Here is a 14,504-nt window from a genome sequence, read left to right as displayed (position 1 = left end):
GGCCGCGCCCCCCGGGCGCCTCCCGGAAGAGCCGGGCGGGTCGTCCGGTTGGGCCGCGTGGGGGAGCCGGGGGCGCGCGGCGGGCCGTGTGCGCCGTCCATGGGTACGTCTGTGCGACCACCCACCCGTGCGACCCGCCGGGTGGCCGTCGCACGGAGGACGCCCGCGTATGACGCCTGGCAATCCCGGCCCCGTGATGCGCACCGCCGCCGCCCTGGTGCTGGCCGCCGCGGCGGTGCTGCCCGTGGTGCTGGAGCTGGCGTCGCCCGCCCCGTCCGCGGTGATAGGACCCCCGGCCGGCCCGGTGACCGACCGCGCCGTCCCGCCGAACCGGCCCCGCGCCGTCGACCTGCGCGCCCCCGGCGCGGCGCCCACCGTCGACCTGAAGCTCTCCGGCGACCCGGGGAACCGGATCACCCTGGTGCTGCTGGGCGACGGGTACACCGACGCCCAGCAGTCGCTCTTCCGGGACCAGGCCGACCGGACCTGGCGGGCGCTGCTGGAGATCGAGCCGTTCCGCTCGTACCAGTCGTTCTTCAACATAAGGCGGGTGGACGTGGTCTCCACCGTCTCCGGCATCGCCGAGAGCGAGAGCGCCGGCCGCTCCACCAGCACCCCGCTGGGCATGCACTTCTGGTGCGAGGGCACCGCCCGGCTGCTCTGCGCCGACGAGAACGCCACCGCCCGGTACGCCGGCGAGGGCGACGGGCCGCAGTACCTGATCGCGCTGGCCAACTCCACCGAGTACGGCGGCGCCGGCGGCACCGGGGTGACCACGCTGGCCGGCGGCAGCCCGGACGCCGGGCGGATCATCCAGCACGAGATAGGCCACACCATCGGCGACCTGGGCGACGAGTACGACAGCGCCCCGACCGACCCGGACTACCCCAACCTCTCCACCGCGGACGCGGACGAGATGCGCCGGACCCACACCAAGTGGTGGCGCTGGCTGGACGCCCCCTCGCCGGACGGCGGCGGCCCGGTCGGCGCGTACCGCAGCGCCAACGGCCTGTACCGGCCCACCCCGGACTCGGTGATGCGCACCCTGGGCGGCACGTACAACCTGCCCTCGCGGGAGGCGATCCTGGAGCAGATCTACCGCCGGGTCCGCCCGGTGGACGCGCCCGAACCGGCCGCCGGAGCGGTCGACGGCCGCCCCCGGCTGGCCGTCCACCCGCTCCCGCTGACCGGCCCGCGCCAGCTCCGGGTCGACTGGACGGTCGACGGGCAGCCGGTCGAACCGACCGCCGCCGACCGGACCTGGCTGGACACCTCGACGCTGGCCCTGGCCCCCGGCCGGAAGACCGTCGTCACGGCGACCGTCCGGGACACCACCGACTGGGTGCGCGACGAGGCCTTCCGCGACCAGTTCATGACCCGCACGGTGAGCTGGACGCTCACCGGGTGACCCGGACAATTGATCATTTGATGGGATGACTAGCCTGGTTCCACTATGACCGTGGACCCAGCAGGCACCGCACAGTCCGCACCCTCCGTATCCGTACCCCGCCCCCGCCGCGCCGCGGAGGCCGTCCTGCCGCCCGGTGGCCGGGCCGCCTGGGTCGCCTGGGCGATCGGGTGCTCCGTCTACGTCCTCGCCGTGGTGCACCGCACCAGCCTCGGCGTCGCCGGACTGGACGCCACCGCCCGCTTCGGCATCGGCGCGTCCGCGCTCGCCACCTTCTCGATCCTCCAGGTGCTGGTCTACGCGGCCATGCAGATCCCGGTCGGGCTGCTGGTCGACCGCTTCGGACCGCGCCGGGTGCTGCTGCTCGGCGTCCTGCTGATGAGCGGCGGGCAGCTCGCCTTCGCGCTCTCCACCGGGTACGGGCCCGCGCTGGTCTCCCGGGCGGTGCTCGGCTGCGGCGACGCGATGACCTTCATCAGCGTCCTGCGGGTCGCCGCCCGCTGGTTCCCGCCCGCCCGCAACCCGCTGGTCGCCCAGCTCACCGGCCTGGTCGGAACCGGCGGCAACCTGGTCACCACGGTCGTCCTCGCCCAGGCCCTGCACAGCCAGGGCTGGACCCGCACCTTCGGCACCATCGCGGTGGCCGGCACGGCCGTCTTCGCCCTGGTCGCCCTGCTGCTGCGGGAAGGCCCGCCCGGGACGTCGGTGCTCCCGGTCGAGCCGGTGCGCCGGATGTCGGTCCGGCGGCAGATCCGCGACTCCTGGCGCGAGCCCGGAACCCGGCTCGGCATGTGGGTGCACTTCACCACCGCCTTCCCCGCCGCCGCGTTCGGTCTGCTCTGGGGCCTGCCCTACCTGGTCGAGGGCCAGGGCATGACCCGCGCCGAGGCGGGCGGCATGCTCAGCCTGCTGGTGCTCAGCAGCATGGCGTTCGGCCTGCTCTTCGGACGGCTGGTCTCGCGCTCCGCCGCGCTGCGGATGCCGATCACGCTGACCGTGCTCGGCGTCACCGCGCTCGGCTGGGCCGTCACCCTGGCCTGGGCGGGCGGGCACCCGCCGCTGTGGCTGCTGGTGCTGCTGCTGGTGGTGATGGGCAGCAACGGACCCGCCTCGCTGATCGGCCTCGACTACGCCCGCTCGTCCAACCCCGCCGAACGGATGGGCACCGCCTCCGGCATCGCCAACATGGGCGGCTTCATCGGGGCGATGGTGACCCTGCTCGGGATCGGCGTCCTGCTCGACCTGCTCTCGGACGGGGACGGCTACTCGGCCGCCGCGTACCGGCTGGCCTTCTGCTTCCAGTTCCTGCCGCTGGCGGTCGGCACCGGCATGATCCTGCGCCTGCGCCGGAAGACCGCGGCGGTCCCGGGCTGAGCCCGGAACCGCCGCTTCCTACAACTCGCCCATCTCCCTGAGCAGCGCCGCGATGTCCGGCGCCTCGCCGTGGATCCGGGCCCTGCCGTACTCGAACAGCAGCGGGCCGCCGTCCGGCCGGCGGCGGGGCTCCTGGAGCCGCGCGTGCGCCAGGTGCGTGGTCAGGTCCACCAGCTTCAGCTTGGCGCACCGGGGGAGCGCCCGGCCGCCGCGGATCCCGACCCGCTCCACGCTCGGGCAGCGGAAGTACCCGCCGTACGGCGGCCCGCTGTCCTCCTCGGGCGCGGGCACCACGAACTCCATCTCGCCGTGCCGGCAGTGCACCGTCCCGTCCGAGCGGACGCTGATCGCGAACGCCGTGTCGTGGTCGAACTCGGCGAGCACCTCCACCCGCTGCCCGACCGCCTCGGCGAGGGTCTCGGCCATCCGCTGCCGGTGCCACGGGACGTCCGCGTCGCCCCGCCGGATCGACGGCAGGAGCTCGGCGGTGACCCACTCCTGGAAGGGGCGGGCGGTCGGCTTGTTCGAGCGCATCAGCAGGGTGTAGAGCCCGGCCTCGCTGATCACGCCGAGGATCGGGGTACCCCGGCCGCGTGTCTGCTGACCTGCGGGGACGGTATTTCCCGAACCTTCGGTTAGGGAAATACCGAGGGTATTCACGGTGCGCTGGTGCTCCGCGCCGATCCCTCGGACGGCCTTGCTCGGGTTGGTGTGTTCGAGGATCCTGCAGACGTCCGCGGTCGCGAACCACGGGTCGCCGTCGATCATCACGACGCGGATCGGGTGACCCGTGACGGGGAAGCTGGAGTGCACCAGCACCATGTCGGCCTCGTTCTTCAAGGCAGCCCCTCCTTCACTCTCGGTGATGGGCTGCCCGGTGAAACGAGGCCGAACGGGTGAGCGTGACGGCTGCACCTTGCCGCTCGGAAGTGCGAAGCGCGTCACCGGCGTGGGCTAACGACCGGTGCCACTAGTCATATGTAACCCGTCTGATCAGGGCGTCAGTGAGAAGTTGGCCAGAACCCTCGCCGACAGTTCGTGGTCGCCCTGGATGCGGACACGGTCCGTGACGGCCTCGGGGCGGACACGGCCGCAGGCGAGGCGGAGGTAGGTCTCCCAGTCGAGGGTGAGGCGGGCGTCCGGGGCGAGGGTCACCGACTCGTCGGCGGTGCCGCGCCCGTCCGCGTCGACGCGGACGGTGCGCAGGAACTCCACCGGGCCGGTGACCTCGACGGCGAGGGTGGTGCCGGCCGGGGCGCCGGCCCGCTTGGCGACGACCTGGGGGAGGCCGGAGAGCAGCAGGTCGCGGGTGACCAGGGCGCCGGGGGAGGCCAGGTTGCCGGGCTCGCGCAGGGCGCGCCGGAGGTCCTGCTCGTGCACCCAGACGTCGAAGACGCGCATGCGCAGCAGCTGGACGTACGGGATCTCCTCGCCCTGCGGGCCGAGCGGCCAGCGGACCAGGTCGGTGGGCTGGTGGCGGGCGTTCCGCAGGGCACGCGAGCGCCGGATGATCGTGTACTCGAGCTCGCTGGTGATCTCGACGGGGGTGTGGCAGCGCCGCTTGTCGACCGGCAGCTCCAGGTAGCGGGCGGTCTCGGTGGTGACGTGCCGCAGGTCGCTCGGGAGGGCGTGGATCGGCCGGGGGTCGCCGAGCAGCTCGGACTCGAAGCCGATGATGTGCGAGACGATGTCGCGGACCGACCAGCCGGGGCACTCGGTGGGGCGGTTCCACGCATCGGTGGGGAGTGGGGCGAGCAGCTCGGATATCGCTTCGATGGAGTGGGTCCACGCGTCGATGTGCGCCTGCGCGGTCTGGTTGTCCGTCACGGGAATCTCCGGCCCTCCGTCAGCTTCCGTCCGGCGTCGCCCCGGGCCGTCGGGACCTCCGGGCGGACGCGCTACCGGCACGTTACGCTGCCCGGTGAGCGCAGGGCAGCGCTTTCGGGTGACGATCGTAGGACTCTTGCCGTGGACGGTGGTACTGTGCGCGCTTCATTGATCCAACTCGCGGTCTCCGACGCCGAGCCGGCCGCCGAGCGGCGGGCCCGGGCGGCGGCCGTGGTCCGTGCCCAAGCGGGCGCCGACCTGGTCGTCCTGCCCGAGCTGTGGCCGTTGGGCGGCTTCGCGTACGAGCTGTGGTCCGACGGCGCCGAGCCGCTGGACGGGCCGACCGCGGAGGCGATGTCGGCGGCGGCGAAGTCGATCGGGGCCTGGCTGCACGCCGGGTCGATCGTCGAGCGGGACCCGGACGGGCCGATCTACAACACCTCGCTGCTGTTCGCCCCGGACGGCGAGCTGGTGCACACCTACCGCAAGATCCACCGCTTCGGCTTCGACAGCGGCGAGGCGGTGGTGATGGGCGCCGGGCAGGAGATCGTCACGGCCGCCGCCGACTTCGCCACGCTGGGCCTGGCGACCTGCTACGACCTGCGCTTCCCGGAGCTGTTCCGGGCGCTGCTGGACGCCGGCGCGGAGCTGCTGGTGGTCCCGGCGGCGTGGCCGGCCCGGCGGGTGGAGCACTGGACGCTGCTGGCCCGGGCCCGCGCGGTGGAGGAGCAGGCGTACGTGCTGGCCTGCAACACCGCGGGGACGCACGGCGGCGTCGAGCAGGGCGGGCACAGCATCGTGGTGGACCCGTGGGGCCGGGTGCTGGCCGAGGCGGGCGCGGACGAGCAGGTGCTGACGGTGGAGTTCGACCCGGCGGAGGTGGCCAAGGCCCGCGCCGAGTTCCCGGTGCACCGGGACCGCCTGCTCGGCATCCCGGCCCCCGTCCAGCGCTAGCCCCGCACCACCGGTCCGCGCACCACCGGTCCGCGCACCACCGGTCCGCGCGCCGCCGGGGCCCGCCGCCGGGCTTGCCGCCGCAGGCCCGCCCGAGGCCCGCTCCGGCGGCGCGCGAGCGGGGGGCTTGGTCCGGATTGGGGCCGTTGGGTACCCTGTGCGCGATTTTGCGAGCACGACCGGGGATCGGGCAGGCGGGGCGGGAGGGGGTGGGTGATGGTCGGCAGCGGCCTGTTCGGGAGTTCGGCGAGCCGTTCCGGTGACGGCCGGTCGGCGATCCGCCGCAACAGCCTCCGGGAGCAGATCGCCGACGCCCTGCGCGAGGAGCTGATGGCGGGCCGCTTCCCGGCCGGCCGGAACTTCACCGTGAAGGAGATCGCCGACCTGTACGGCGTCTCCGCCACCCCGGCGCGCGAGGCACTGGTGGATCTGGCCGCCCAGGGGCTGCTCGCCGCCGAGCACCACCGCGGCTTCACCGTCCCGTCCTTCGACTGGGACGACTTCCTGGAGATCTTCGAGGCCCGCACGCTGCTGACCGACAATGCGCTGCGCCACCTGTCCGGCCGGATCGGCCGGTACGACTGGGCGCGGCTGTCCTCGCTGCGCCGCCGGGCGGACGCCGCGGTGCGCGCCTCGCGCTCCGGCCAGCTGGACGTGCTGGTCGGCTGCGACCTGCGGTTCTGGCAGGAGGCGGCGGCGCTGCTGTGCAACGACCGGATCGCCGGGTACCTGGGTTGGCTGCGGGTGCAGTCCTGGATGTTCGCCGCCCCGCACCTGCGGGCGGCCGGCGACCTGAGCGGGGTCTGCTGGGACCGGCACGGCGAGCTGGTCGACCGGATCGAGGACCGGGACCAGGCCGGCGCGCACCGGATCATCAACGACTACAACCTGTTCACCGTCCGGCTGCTGGCCCGGCTGCTCGGCAGGACGCTGGAGTCGGTGGCGGTGCTGTCCCTGCTGCGCGACCCGGAGGCGCCGCCGCTGGTGCCGGAGCAGCCCCTCGGGGGCCCGGCGGAGCAGCCGCCGGGCGAGGTGGTCGCGGAAGTGGTCGCCGAGACGGTGACCGAGGTCGGGCTGGGCCGGGTGCCGCTGCCCAGGCATCTGCCGCCGGGCCGGCTGGAGGGGCCACCGCATCCGCTGGGCCGGTTCGGAGGGGGGAGCGGGGAGCCCGCGCCCGGCCGGTAGGGTGAGCCGTCGTTGCCCGCCTCTCGGAGGAGGATGAGCCGGCCCATGGCCTGCGACCTCTGGCTCGTCCCGCTCGTGGACGTCCTGACCCACAGCCCGGAGAACCCCTTCCGGGACGACCTCGACCGCTACAACGGCGTGCTGGCCTCGCACGGTCTGCCGGCCGTCCCGGTCCACCAGTACGTACCGGGGTTCAGCGGAGAGGTGGAGCCGATAGCCGCCTTCGACTACGACTCGCTCCACTTCCTGCGCCGGGCCTACCTGTTGGGCATCACCGGCTTCGAGATCACCCCGGTGGACGCGCTCGGCGGCGACTACGAGCAGCTGCTGGAGATGTTCGAGTCCACGGCCGAGCAGTCGCACCTGGTCTGGCACTTCGACCACGCCGGCGCCTACGTCCCGGTCGACTTCCAGCTGCCGCTGGTGGACGACGGCCTGCTGGCGGCCGGTGGCCCGCTCGGCTCCTCGTACGGGCTGCTGCGGGAACTGCAGGCGGTGGCCCCGGTGTTGGGCATAGACGTGCTCAACCCGCCCATGCCGACCCGGCCGTTGGGGCCGACCGAGCTGGAGCAGCCGTTCGGGCCGCCGATCGACGACCTCCATCCCTACGCGCGCGAGCGGCACGCCTGGGCCGGCCTGTACGCGGCGGCCACCCGCAGCGTCACGCAGGGGTCGATGGTCGTCTTCGCCTAGCGGCCGGTCCGGCAGATCCGGCCGGGGTCCGGTCCCGCTCAGCGCAGCGGGCCCTCCGGGGGCCGCTGGCGCGGCATGGTGGGCCGGGTGCCGGGCGGCGGCAGGACGCGGACCTGGGCGCCGGGGCCGCCCTCGCTGCGGCCGGCCCAGGCGCCGGGCACCTGGGTGGGCAGCCGGCTCATCCCGGCACGGAACTCCAGCATCCACTCCGAGGTCTCGGAGCGGACCATGTCGGAGACGTCCTCGCAGAAGCGCCGCAGCACCCCGAGGCAGCGCTCGGCGGCCTCGCCCGCGGTGCCCTCGGTGGGGCCGAGCACCTCGCGCACGCACTCCGAGGCCCAGTCGAACTGGAAGGCCTCCAGCCGCCGCTGCAGGGCCTGCGCGGTGGACACGTCCCGCATCCAGCCGGAGGTCAGGCCGAAGGCGCGGTCGGCGAGCAGGCAGGCGCCGGAGAGCGCGAGGCCGACGTACCCCCACTCGGCGGCGTGGTCGATCACCCCGGTGAGCGCGACCAGCGGTGCGGCCACCCCGGCCGCACCGAAGACCGCCGCGTCGAAGCGCAGGAACCGGGCCCAGCGGCGCTTCCAGATCCGGTCCCGGCGGTACCAGTCGATCGCCTCGACGGCGCGCTCCTCGGACCAGCGGTAGAGCTCCTCCAGGCGCTCGGCCGGCTCCCCCCAGTCGCCCAGGGGGAACTGGCGGGCACTCAGGTCGGTGCGGCGGCGGGTCGGCGTCCGGCCCTGGGCGGGCACGGTCGGCTGGTCCTCCTCACCGATCTCCTTGCCCCAGGGGCTCTCCTCGGGCTGCATTTCCGGCTGGCTCACCTGTGGCGCTCCCTGTGGCGGGGTGACTGCGGAGGCCCGGCGGGTACCGGGACTGGCGGTGCGTGCATCTGACTGTGCGTCCGGCTGACGGATGTCGAACGTGCTGGTCGTCGGGCCCGCGGCGCCGAGTGCGGGTGTGGGCCGCCCATGGTGCCGTGTCCGGGGGTGGGGCCGGATCGGGTCCAACAGCACTTCTTACCGCCAAATGGCTGACCGTGGGGGCGCTTCGCCAGTGATCGTTATCGGATTTCACCTCCGGAACACGAGGTGAGCGGGTTTCGGCGCTCGGACGGATTTCACTCGTCCGAGCGAGGTGAAGAACGGTTGCCGGCCTGACCCCACGGGCAGACTGGAGGATCATCCAAGTGTCCACGCCCTGGATCGCCTGCTATTGGAGCTTCCACCAGCGACTACGCTTTCCAGGCGTGAAGGTCCTCGTCATCGGCGGCGGCGCCCGCGAACACGCCCTGTGCCGCTCTCTGTCCCAAGATCCCGCTGTCACCGCGCTGCACTGCGCCCCGGGCAACGCCGGGATCGCGCAGGTGGCGACGGTCCACCCGGTCGACCAGCTGGACGGCACCGCCGTCACCGCGCTGGCCCGGGAGCTGTCCGCCGACCTGGTGGTGGTCGGCCCGGAGGCCCCGCTGGTGGCCGGCGTCGCCGACCCGTTGCGCGCCGCCGGGATCCCGGTCTTCGGCCCGTCCGCCGAGGCCGCCCAGCTGGAAGGCTCCAAGGCCTTCGCCAAGGACGTGATGGCCGGCGCCGGCGTGCCCACCGCCCGCTCCTACGTCTGCACCACCGTCGAGGAGGCCGCCGCGGCGCTGGACGCCTTCGGCGCCCCCTACGTGGTCAAGGACGACGGCCTGGCCGCCGGCAAGGGCGTCGTGGTCACCTCCGACCGCGAGGCCGCGCTGGCCCACGCCGCCTCCTGCGAGCGCGTGGTGATCGAGGAGTACCTGGACGGCCCCGAGGTCTCGCTCTTCGCGATCACCGACGGCACCACCGTGCTGCCGCTCGTCCCGGCCCAGGACTTCAAGCGCGCCCTGGACGGCGACGAGGGCCCGAACACCGGCGGCATGGGCGCCTACTCCCCGCTGCCCTGGGCCCCCGAGGGCCTGGTCCAGGAGGTGCTGGACACCGTCCTGCAGCCGACCGTGGACGAGCTGCGCCGCCGCGGCACCCCGTTCTCCGGCCTGCTCTACGCCGGGCTCGCGCTCACCTCGCGCGGCACCCGGGTGATCGAGTTCAACGCCCGCTTCGGCGACCCGGAGACCCAGGTCGTGCTGGCCCGCCTGGAGACCCCGCTGGCCGGCGTCCTGCTGGCGGCCGCCAACGGCACCCTGGCCGAGCTGGAGCCGCTGCGCTGGAGCGACGGCGCCGCGGTGACCGTGGTGCTCGCCTCCGAGGGCTACCCGGCCGCGCCGCGCACCGGCGACCCGATCGAGGGCCTGGCCGAGGCGGAGGCCGACGGCACCGCCTTCGTGCTGCACGCCGGCACCCGGCTCGGCGAGGACGGCGCGGTGCTCACCGCCGGCGGCCGCGTCCTGTCGGTCACCGCCACCGGCGGCGACCTGGCCGAGGCCCGCGCCAAGGCCTACCGCGGCGTGGAGCGGATCGCCTTCAAGGGCGCCCAGCACCGCACCGACATCGCGCTCAAGGCCGCCCGCTGACGGACGGCCCCACCGGGGTGCTGTGTACGGACTACCCGTCCGGACGCAGCACCCCGCAGTCTTTTCCGCGGGGGTCGCGGACCGGCCGGCAGCCCGGAATTCCAGTCCTTCGGGTGATGTTCCGGGCATCCGGCTGACGGAGCCCCGGCGGCGGTCGTAGGGTGCGCTGGATCGCGATGGGCCGGGCCGTGCCGGCGCGGCCGCCACTCGTGGCGGGGTGGTGCCGGGGGGATGCTGGGGGAGCGTGCGCACGCCCCGTCACCAGGACGGGTGGAATCCATGGCGATCCGGAACACCCGTCTGCACGCGGGCGTCAAAACTGTCGGAAGTGCCACGCAGAATGCACGGGCGGGGGCCGTGAAGGCCGCTCTCCACCCGGATGTTGATCGTTTCTAGTCGGCTGCGAAGGGGGTGCCGCGTCGAATGGTCGCTGTCGATGCCGCACGCACACACGCCCAGGCCGTCCTGCGGGTCCGCGGACGGGCCCTGGCGGCCGCCGCGCTGCCCGCCGCCCTCGCCGCGGTGCTGACCGCCGGGCGCCTCACCGGCAGAATCGGCGCACCCGGCTCGCCGGACGCCGCCGCGTGGGACGCGGTGCGCCTGGTGGTGGCCGCCGTCGCCGCGCTCGGCCTGCTGCTCGCCGCGCTGGTCACCCGCTCGCACCGGCGCGCCGTCCCACCGGTCACCCCGGCGGTCCGGCTCGACCCCGCCGCGGCCCCCGAGCTGTACCGCCTGATCGGCGACCTCGCCGAGCGGCTGGAGGTGCCCGCCCCCTCCGCCGTCGAACTCACCCCGGACTGCGACAGCTGGCTGGAGGAGGCCCCCGGCCCACTCCACCGGCACCACGAGCCGCCCGCGCCCGTCCTGGTCATCGGCTCCCCCTTCCTGTGGTGGATGCGGGCCGGCGAGCTGCGCGCCCTGCTCGCCCCGGTGGTGGCCGGCGCCGCCGCCTCGGCCGACCCCGAGATCGCCGCCGCCCGCCGCTTCGTCCGCAGCCTGGACGCGGCCCTCGGCGACCGCCACCGCGGCCCCGCCGCCCTGGTCGACCGGATCAACCGCGCCCTGCTGCGCTCCTGCCGCGAGCACTCCGCCGCGCTGGAGCACGCGGTCGCGGCCGCCGCCTCCGAGCAGGCCAAGGCCGTCGACTACGGCCTGCGGATCGCCGCGCAGGAGCAGGTCGGCCTGGCCTACGCGGGGTGGGACCGCCTCCTCACCCGCGTCGCGGAGCCCGCCTGGCGGCTCGGCCGCCACCCCACCCACCTCAATGCCGGCGTGGTCGCCGCGCTGACCGAGCTGTCCCGCCGCGACCGGCTGGCCGACGGCTACGGGACGCGGCTGGGCGACCGCCCCGCCTGCGACCTGCTGGAGGAGCCGGGCCGGATCGACGCCGAGGTCTCCCGGGTCGCCGCCGCCCTGCTGCACGAGGAGCCCGCGACCGGCTGGTGCGATCTCGACTGGGCCGACTACCCCTGCGCCGTGGTCGACCGCGGCTGGCGGGCCCAGGCGGCCGCCCTGCACGCCGCGCTCGACCGGCCCGGCACGCCCGGCGACCGTCCGTCGGCCGGCCCGGCCGACGGCCCCAGCCTGGCCCGGCTGCTGGCCCGGCTGAAGGCCGGCGAGAGCGAGCAGCTCGCCGCCGCCCTGGCCGGCCAGGTGGCGCGCGCCGCCCGCGTCACGCCCCCGACCGCACCCGTGCGCAGCGGCCGTGAGCTGCTGGTCGAGCACATCACCGCGACGGTCTGCTGCGCCGCGGTGGACGCCGGCGCGGCCACCCCGGGGCTGGACTGGCTGGACGGCCCGGTGCTGCTGACGGCCGGTCGGCGGGCCGACCTGGGCCCGGCGGTCTGCGCCGCGGTGGAGCAGGGCGACGACGCCCCGCTGCGCGCCTGGCTGGAGTCGGCGGGCGTGCGGTTGGAGCGGCCGGTGCGGCTGTCCGGCTGACCCGGATTCACGAGTACTACTTGCTACGGTGGGGTGACGGAGCGCCAGCGGTCGTGGTGTGCTAGACCGCACGCACATCCGTATGGCAATTGCCACCCGCGACGGATGGGCCAGGGGTGGGGAGGGCGTGTGGGGACGGAACCCAACGGAAGATGGGAGTCCGCCACGCTGGCACACGGCGTCTCGGACCCCTTCGGGCAGGGCCCGCTGCCCTGGCTGCGCAGCCCCGACCACTACCTCGCCGACGGCGAGGCCGCCGTGCCCTGGTACGTCAGCGTGGACGCCCCCGGCCAGCGCCCGCTGACCGCCGGCGCCCGCCCCCGGCCGCCGGTCGGCACCCCGCGCAACGCGGACGACGTGGACCAGCAGATCAAGGGCTTCGCCTCGGCCGGGGTGATCCGCCCCGGCGGCTCGGTGGACTTCCGGGTCACCGTCAACCCGCCGCGCGAGTTCCAGGTGGACGTCTACCGGATCGGCCACGACGGCGGCGACGGCGCCCGGCAGGTCCACTCCAGCCCGCTGATCGCCGGCATGGCGCAGGCCGCGCCGCTGGTGGTCGGCCGCACCGTCTCCTGCCACCACTGGTGGCAGTCCTGGCGGCTGCAGGTCCCGACCGACTGGCGGCCCGGCGCCTACGTCGCCGTGCTGACCACCGCCGACGGCGGCCACCGCAGCCACATCCCGTTCACCGTCCGGGACTTCAGCCCCGCCACGCACGCCGCCGAGCTGCTCCTGGTGATCCCGGACGTCACCTGGCAGGCGTACAACCTCTTCCCCGAGGACGGCCACCGGGGGGCCAGTCTCTACCACGCCTGGGACGGGGACGGCCGGCTGGTCGGCGAGCGGGAGGCGGCGGTCACCGTCTCCTTCGACCGTCCGCACGCCGGGGCGGGGCTGCCGCTGCACGTCGGCCACGCCTACGACTTCATCCGCTGGGCCGAGCGCTACGGCTACGACCTCGCCTACGCCACCGCGACCGACCTGCACGCCGGGCTGGTCGACCCGTCCCGGCACAAGGCGCTGGTCTTCCCCGGGCACGACGAGTACTGGTCCGAGCCGATGCGGCGGGCCGTCGAGCGGGCCCGGGACGGCGGCACCTCGCTGGTCTTCCTCTCCGCCAACAGCATGTACTGGCGGGTCGAGCTGACCGCCGGCGCCTCCGGCGAGCCGAACCGGCTGCTGAACTGCCGCAAGCGGCAGCGGGTCGACGCGGACAGCCCGGCGGCCGGCGTCCCCGGCGCCGCCAGCGCGCTGTGGCGGGACGCCGGCGAGCCGGAGCAGCACCTGCTCGGCGTGCAGTACGCGGGCAGCGTGCCCGCGCCCGTCCCGCTGGTCGCCCGGAACACCGAGCACTGGCTGTGGGAGGGCACCGGTCTGCGCGACGGCGACCAGCTGCCCGGCCTGGTGGCCGGCGAGGCCGACCGGTACTTCCCGAAGGTCGCGCTGCCCGAGCACACCGAGCGGATCCTGCTCGCCCACTCCCCGTACCGGGACGCCGCCGGGCGGGTCACCCACCAGGAGACCTCGCTCTACCGCGCGGCCAGCGGCGCCTACGTCTTCGCCTCCGGCACCTTCGCCTGGTCGCCCGCGCTGGACCGGCCCGGGCACACCGACGAGCGGATCCAGCGGGCCACCGCGAACCTGCTGGACCACCTCTGCAAGGAGGGGTGAGCCGGCCCGTGAAAGACTCGGTGGCGAATCTCCCCTTCCTTTCGCCCTGAGGACTGATCTTGAGCGGATTCGTCACCAAGCCCGAGCCGGTCCAGGTGCCCGGCCTGGTCCACCTGCACACCGGAAAGGTGCGCGACCTGTACCGGGCCGAGAACGGCGACCTGGTGATGGTGGCCAGCGACCGGACGTCGGCGTTCGACTGGGTGCTGCCCAACGAGATCCCCGACAAGGGCCGGATCCTCACCCAGCTGTCCCTGTGGTGGTTCGAGCGGATCGCCGACCTGGTGCCCAACCACGTGGTCTCCACCGAGGTCCCGGTCGGCGCCCCCGCCGACTGGGCCGGGCGGACGATGATCTGCCGCAACCTGGAGATGATCCCGGTCGAGTGCGTCGCCCGCGGCTACCTCACCGGCTCCGGCCTCAAGGAGTACCTGGCCGACCGGACGGTCTGCGGCATCGCCCTGCCGGAGGGCCTGGAGGACGGCTCGGAGCTCCCCGCGCCGATCTACACCCCGGCGCTCAAGGCCGAGGTCGGCGAGCACGACGAGAACGTCCCGTACGAGGAGACCGCGCGGCGGATCGGCGCCGAGCTGGCCGCCACCCTGCGCCAGACCACCCTCGCGGTCTACTCCCGGGCCCAGGACGTCGCCCGGGAGCGCGGGCTGATCCTGGCGGACACCAAGTTCGAGTTCGGCCTGCTGGACGGCGAGCTGGTGATCGGCGACGAGGTGCTCACCCCGGACTCCTCGCGCTACTGGCCGGCCGACGAGTGGAAGCCCGGGCAGAGCCAGCCGTCCTTCGACAAGCAGATCATCCGCAACTGGCTGGCCTCGCCCGCCTCCGGCTGGGACCCGTCCGGCGAGCTCCCGCCGCCGGCCCTCCCGCTGGAGGTCGTCGAGCACACCCGGGCCCGCTACATCGAGGCCTACGAGCGGCTCACCGGCCTGTCCTGGTAGG

General features: G+C 74.5%; 12 protein-coding genes. 9 read left to right on the top strand and 3 right to left on the bottom strand.

Annotated elements, in window-relative coordinates; all coding sequences use genetic code 11:
• Positions 1-169: 169 nt before the first annotated feature.
• Together ACGFX4_RS20945 and ACGFX4_RS20940 are read left to right on the top strand one after the other, a co-directional pair.
• Complete coding sequence (locus ACGFX4_RS20945; protein WP_393076392.1) at positions 170-1,408, top strand: M64 family metallopeptidase; 1,239 nt, start codon at positions 170-172, stop codon at positions 1,406-1,408.
• 45 nt (positions 1,409-1,453) lie between these two features.
• Entirely contained in the window at positions 1,454-2,782 is a 1,329-nt protein-coding gene (locus tag ACGFX4_RS20940) for a nitrate/nitrite transporter (RefSeq protein ID WP_393076389.1), read from the top strand.
• An 18-nt stretch (positions 2,783-2,800) separates the two neighbouring features.
• Here ACGFX4_RS20940 and ACGFX4_RS20935 read toward each other — a convergent pair whose 3' ends face one another.
• The gene (locus ACGFX4_RS20935; RefSeq protein WP_393076387.1) at positions 2,801-3,622 is read right to left on the bottom strand and encodes a Bro-N domain-containing protein; all 822 of its coding nucleotides are present in this window, start codon (positions 3,620-3,622) and stop codon (positions 2,801-2,803) included.
• Between the two features lie 153 nt (positions 3,623-3,775).
• On the bottom strand, positions 3,776-4,609 hold the full coding sequence (locus ACGFX4_RS20930) for a maleylpyruvate isomerase family mycothiol-dependent enzyme (protein WP_393076384.1): 834 nt from the start codon (positions 4,607-4,609) through the stop codon (positions 3,776-3,778).
• 156 nt (positions 4,610-4,765) lie between these two features.
• On the opposite strand from ACGFX4_RS20930, the gene ACGFX4_RS20925 reads away from it, so the two are divergent.
• The 3 genes from ACGFX4_RS20925 (at position 4,766) to ACGFX4_RS20915 (ending at position 7,441) form a co-directional block, all read left to right on the top strand.
• Positions 4,766-5,563: a carbon-nitrogen family hydrolase gene (locus tag ACGFX4_RS20925; protein WP_345698132.1), complete on the top strand. Its 798-nt coding sequence runs from the start codon at positions 4,766-4,768 to the stop codon at positions 5,561-5,563.
• 216 nt (positions 5,564-5,779) lie between these two features.
• Positions 5,780-6,748, top strand: coding sequence for a GntR family transcriptional regulator (locus tag ACGFX4_RS20920; protein ID WP_393076491.1), 969 nt, complete (start codon positions 5,780-5,782; stop codon positions 6,746-6,748).
• A 45-nt stretch (positions 6,749-6,793) separates the two neighbouring features.
• A complete protein-coding gene (locus tag ACGFX4_RS20915; protein WP_393076381.1) occupies positions 6,794-7,441 on the top strand; it encodes a hypothetical protein in 648 nt (215 codons plus the stop codon).
• Positions 7,442-7,479: 38 nt separating this feature from the next.
• Here ACGFX4_RS20915 and ACGFX4_RS20910 read toward each other — a convergent pair whose 3' ends face one another.
• Entirely contained in the window at positions 7,480-8,265 is a 786-nt protein-coding gene (locus ACGFX4_RS20910) for an SLATT domain-containing protein (RefSeq protein ID WP_393076378.1), read from the bottom strand.
• Between the two features lie 425 nt (positions 8,266-8,690).
• Between ACGFX4_RS20910 and purD the strand changes: the two genes are divergently transcribed.
• From purD to ACGFX4_RS20890, 4 genes are all read left to right on the top strand, one after another.
• Positions 8,691-9,935, top strand: a complete 1,245-nt coding sequence (purD, locus tag ACGFX4_RS20905; RefSeq protein WP_345698130.1) for a phosphoribosylamine--glycine ligase — start codon at positions 8,691-8,693, stop codon at positions 9,933-9,935.
• A 423-nt stretch (positions 9,936-10,358) separates the two neighbouring features.
• Positions 10,359-11,876 (top strand): hypothetical protein, encoded by a 1,518-nt coding sequence (locus tag ACGFX4_RS20900; protein ID WP_393076375.1) that lies wholly within the window; start codon positions 10,359-10,361, stop codon positions 11,874-11,876.
• A gap of 129 nt (positions 11,877-12,005) precedes the next feature.
• Positions 12,006-13,547 (top strand): N,N-dimethylformamidase beta subunit family domain-containing protein, encoded by a 1,542-nt coding sequence (locus ACGFX4_RS20895; RefSeq protein WP_393076372.1) that lies wholly within the window; start codon positions 12,006-12,008, stop codon positions 13,545-13,547.
• Positions 13,548-13,606: 59 nt separating this feature from the next.
• A complete protein-coding gene (locus ACGFX4_RS20890) occupies positions 13,607-14,503 on the top strand; it encodes a phosphoribosylaminoimidazolesuccinocarboxamide synthase (RefSeq protein ID WP_393076369.1) in 897 nt (298 codons plus the stop codon).
• Position 14,504 lies beyond the last annotated feature (1 nt).

The organism is Kitasatospora sp. NPDC048365 (assembly GCF_043200835.1).
GTDB lineage: Bacteria > Actinomycetota > Actinomycetes > Streptomycetales > Streptomycetaceae > Kitasatospora > Kitasatospora terrestris.
This window is presented reverse-complemented; position numbering and strand designations above follow the sequence as displayed.

Bases quoted from the DNA above. Each gene is read 5' to 3' on its own strand.
- ACGFX4_RS20945 (WP_393076392.1), top strand. From the start codon at position 170: ATGACGCCTGGCAATCCCGGCCCCGTGATGCGCACCGCCGCCGCCCTG.
- ACGFX4_RS20940 (WP_393076389.1), top strand. From the start codon at position 1,454: ATGACCGTGGACCCAGCAGGCACCGCACAGTCCGCACCCTCCGTATCC.
- ACGFX4_RS20920 (WP_393076491.1), top strand. From the start codon at position 5,780: ATGGTCGGCAGCGGCCTGTTCGGGAGTTCGGCGAGCCGTTCCGGTGAC.
- ACGFX4_RS20915 (WP_393076381.1), top strand. From the start codon at position 6,794: ATGGCCTGCGACCTCTGGCTCGTCCCGCTCGTGGACGTCCTGACCCAC.
- ACGFX4_RS20900 (WP_393076375.1), top strand. From the start codon at position 10,359: ATGGTCGCTGTCGATGCCGCACGCACACACGCCCAGGCCGTCCTGCGG.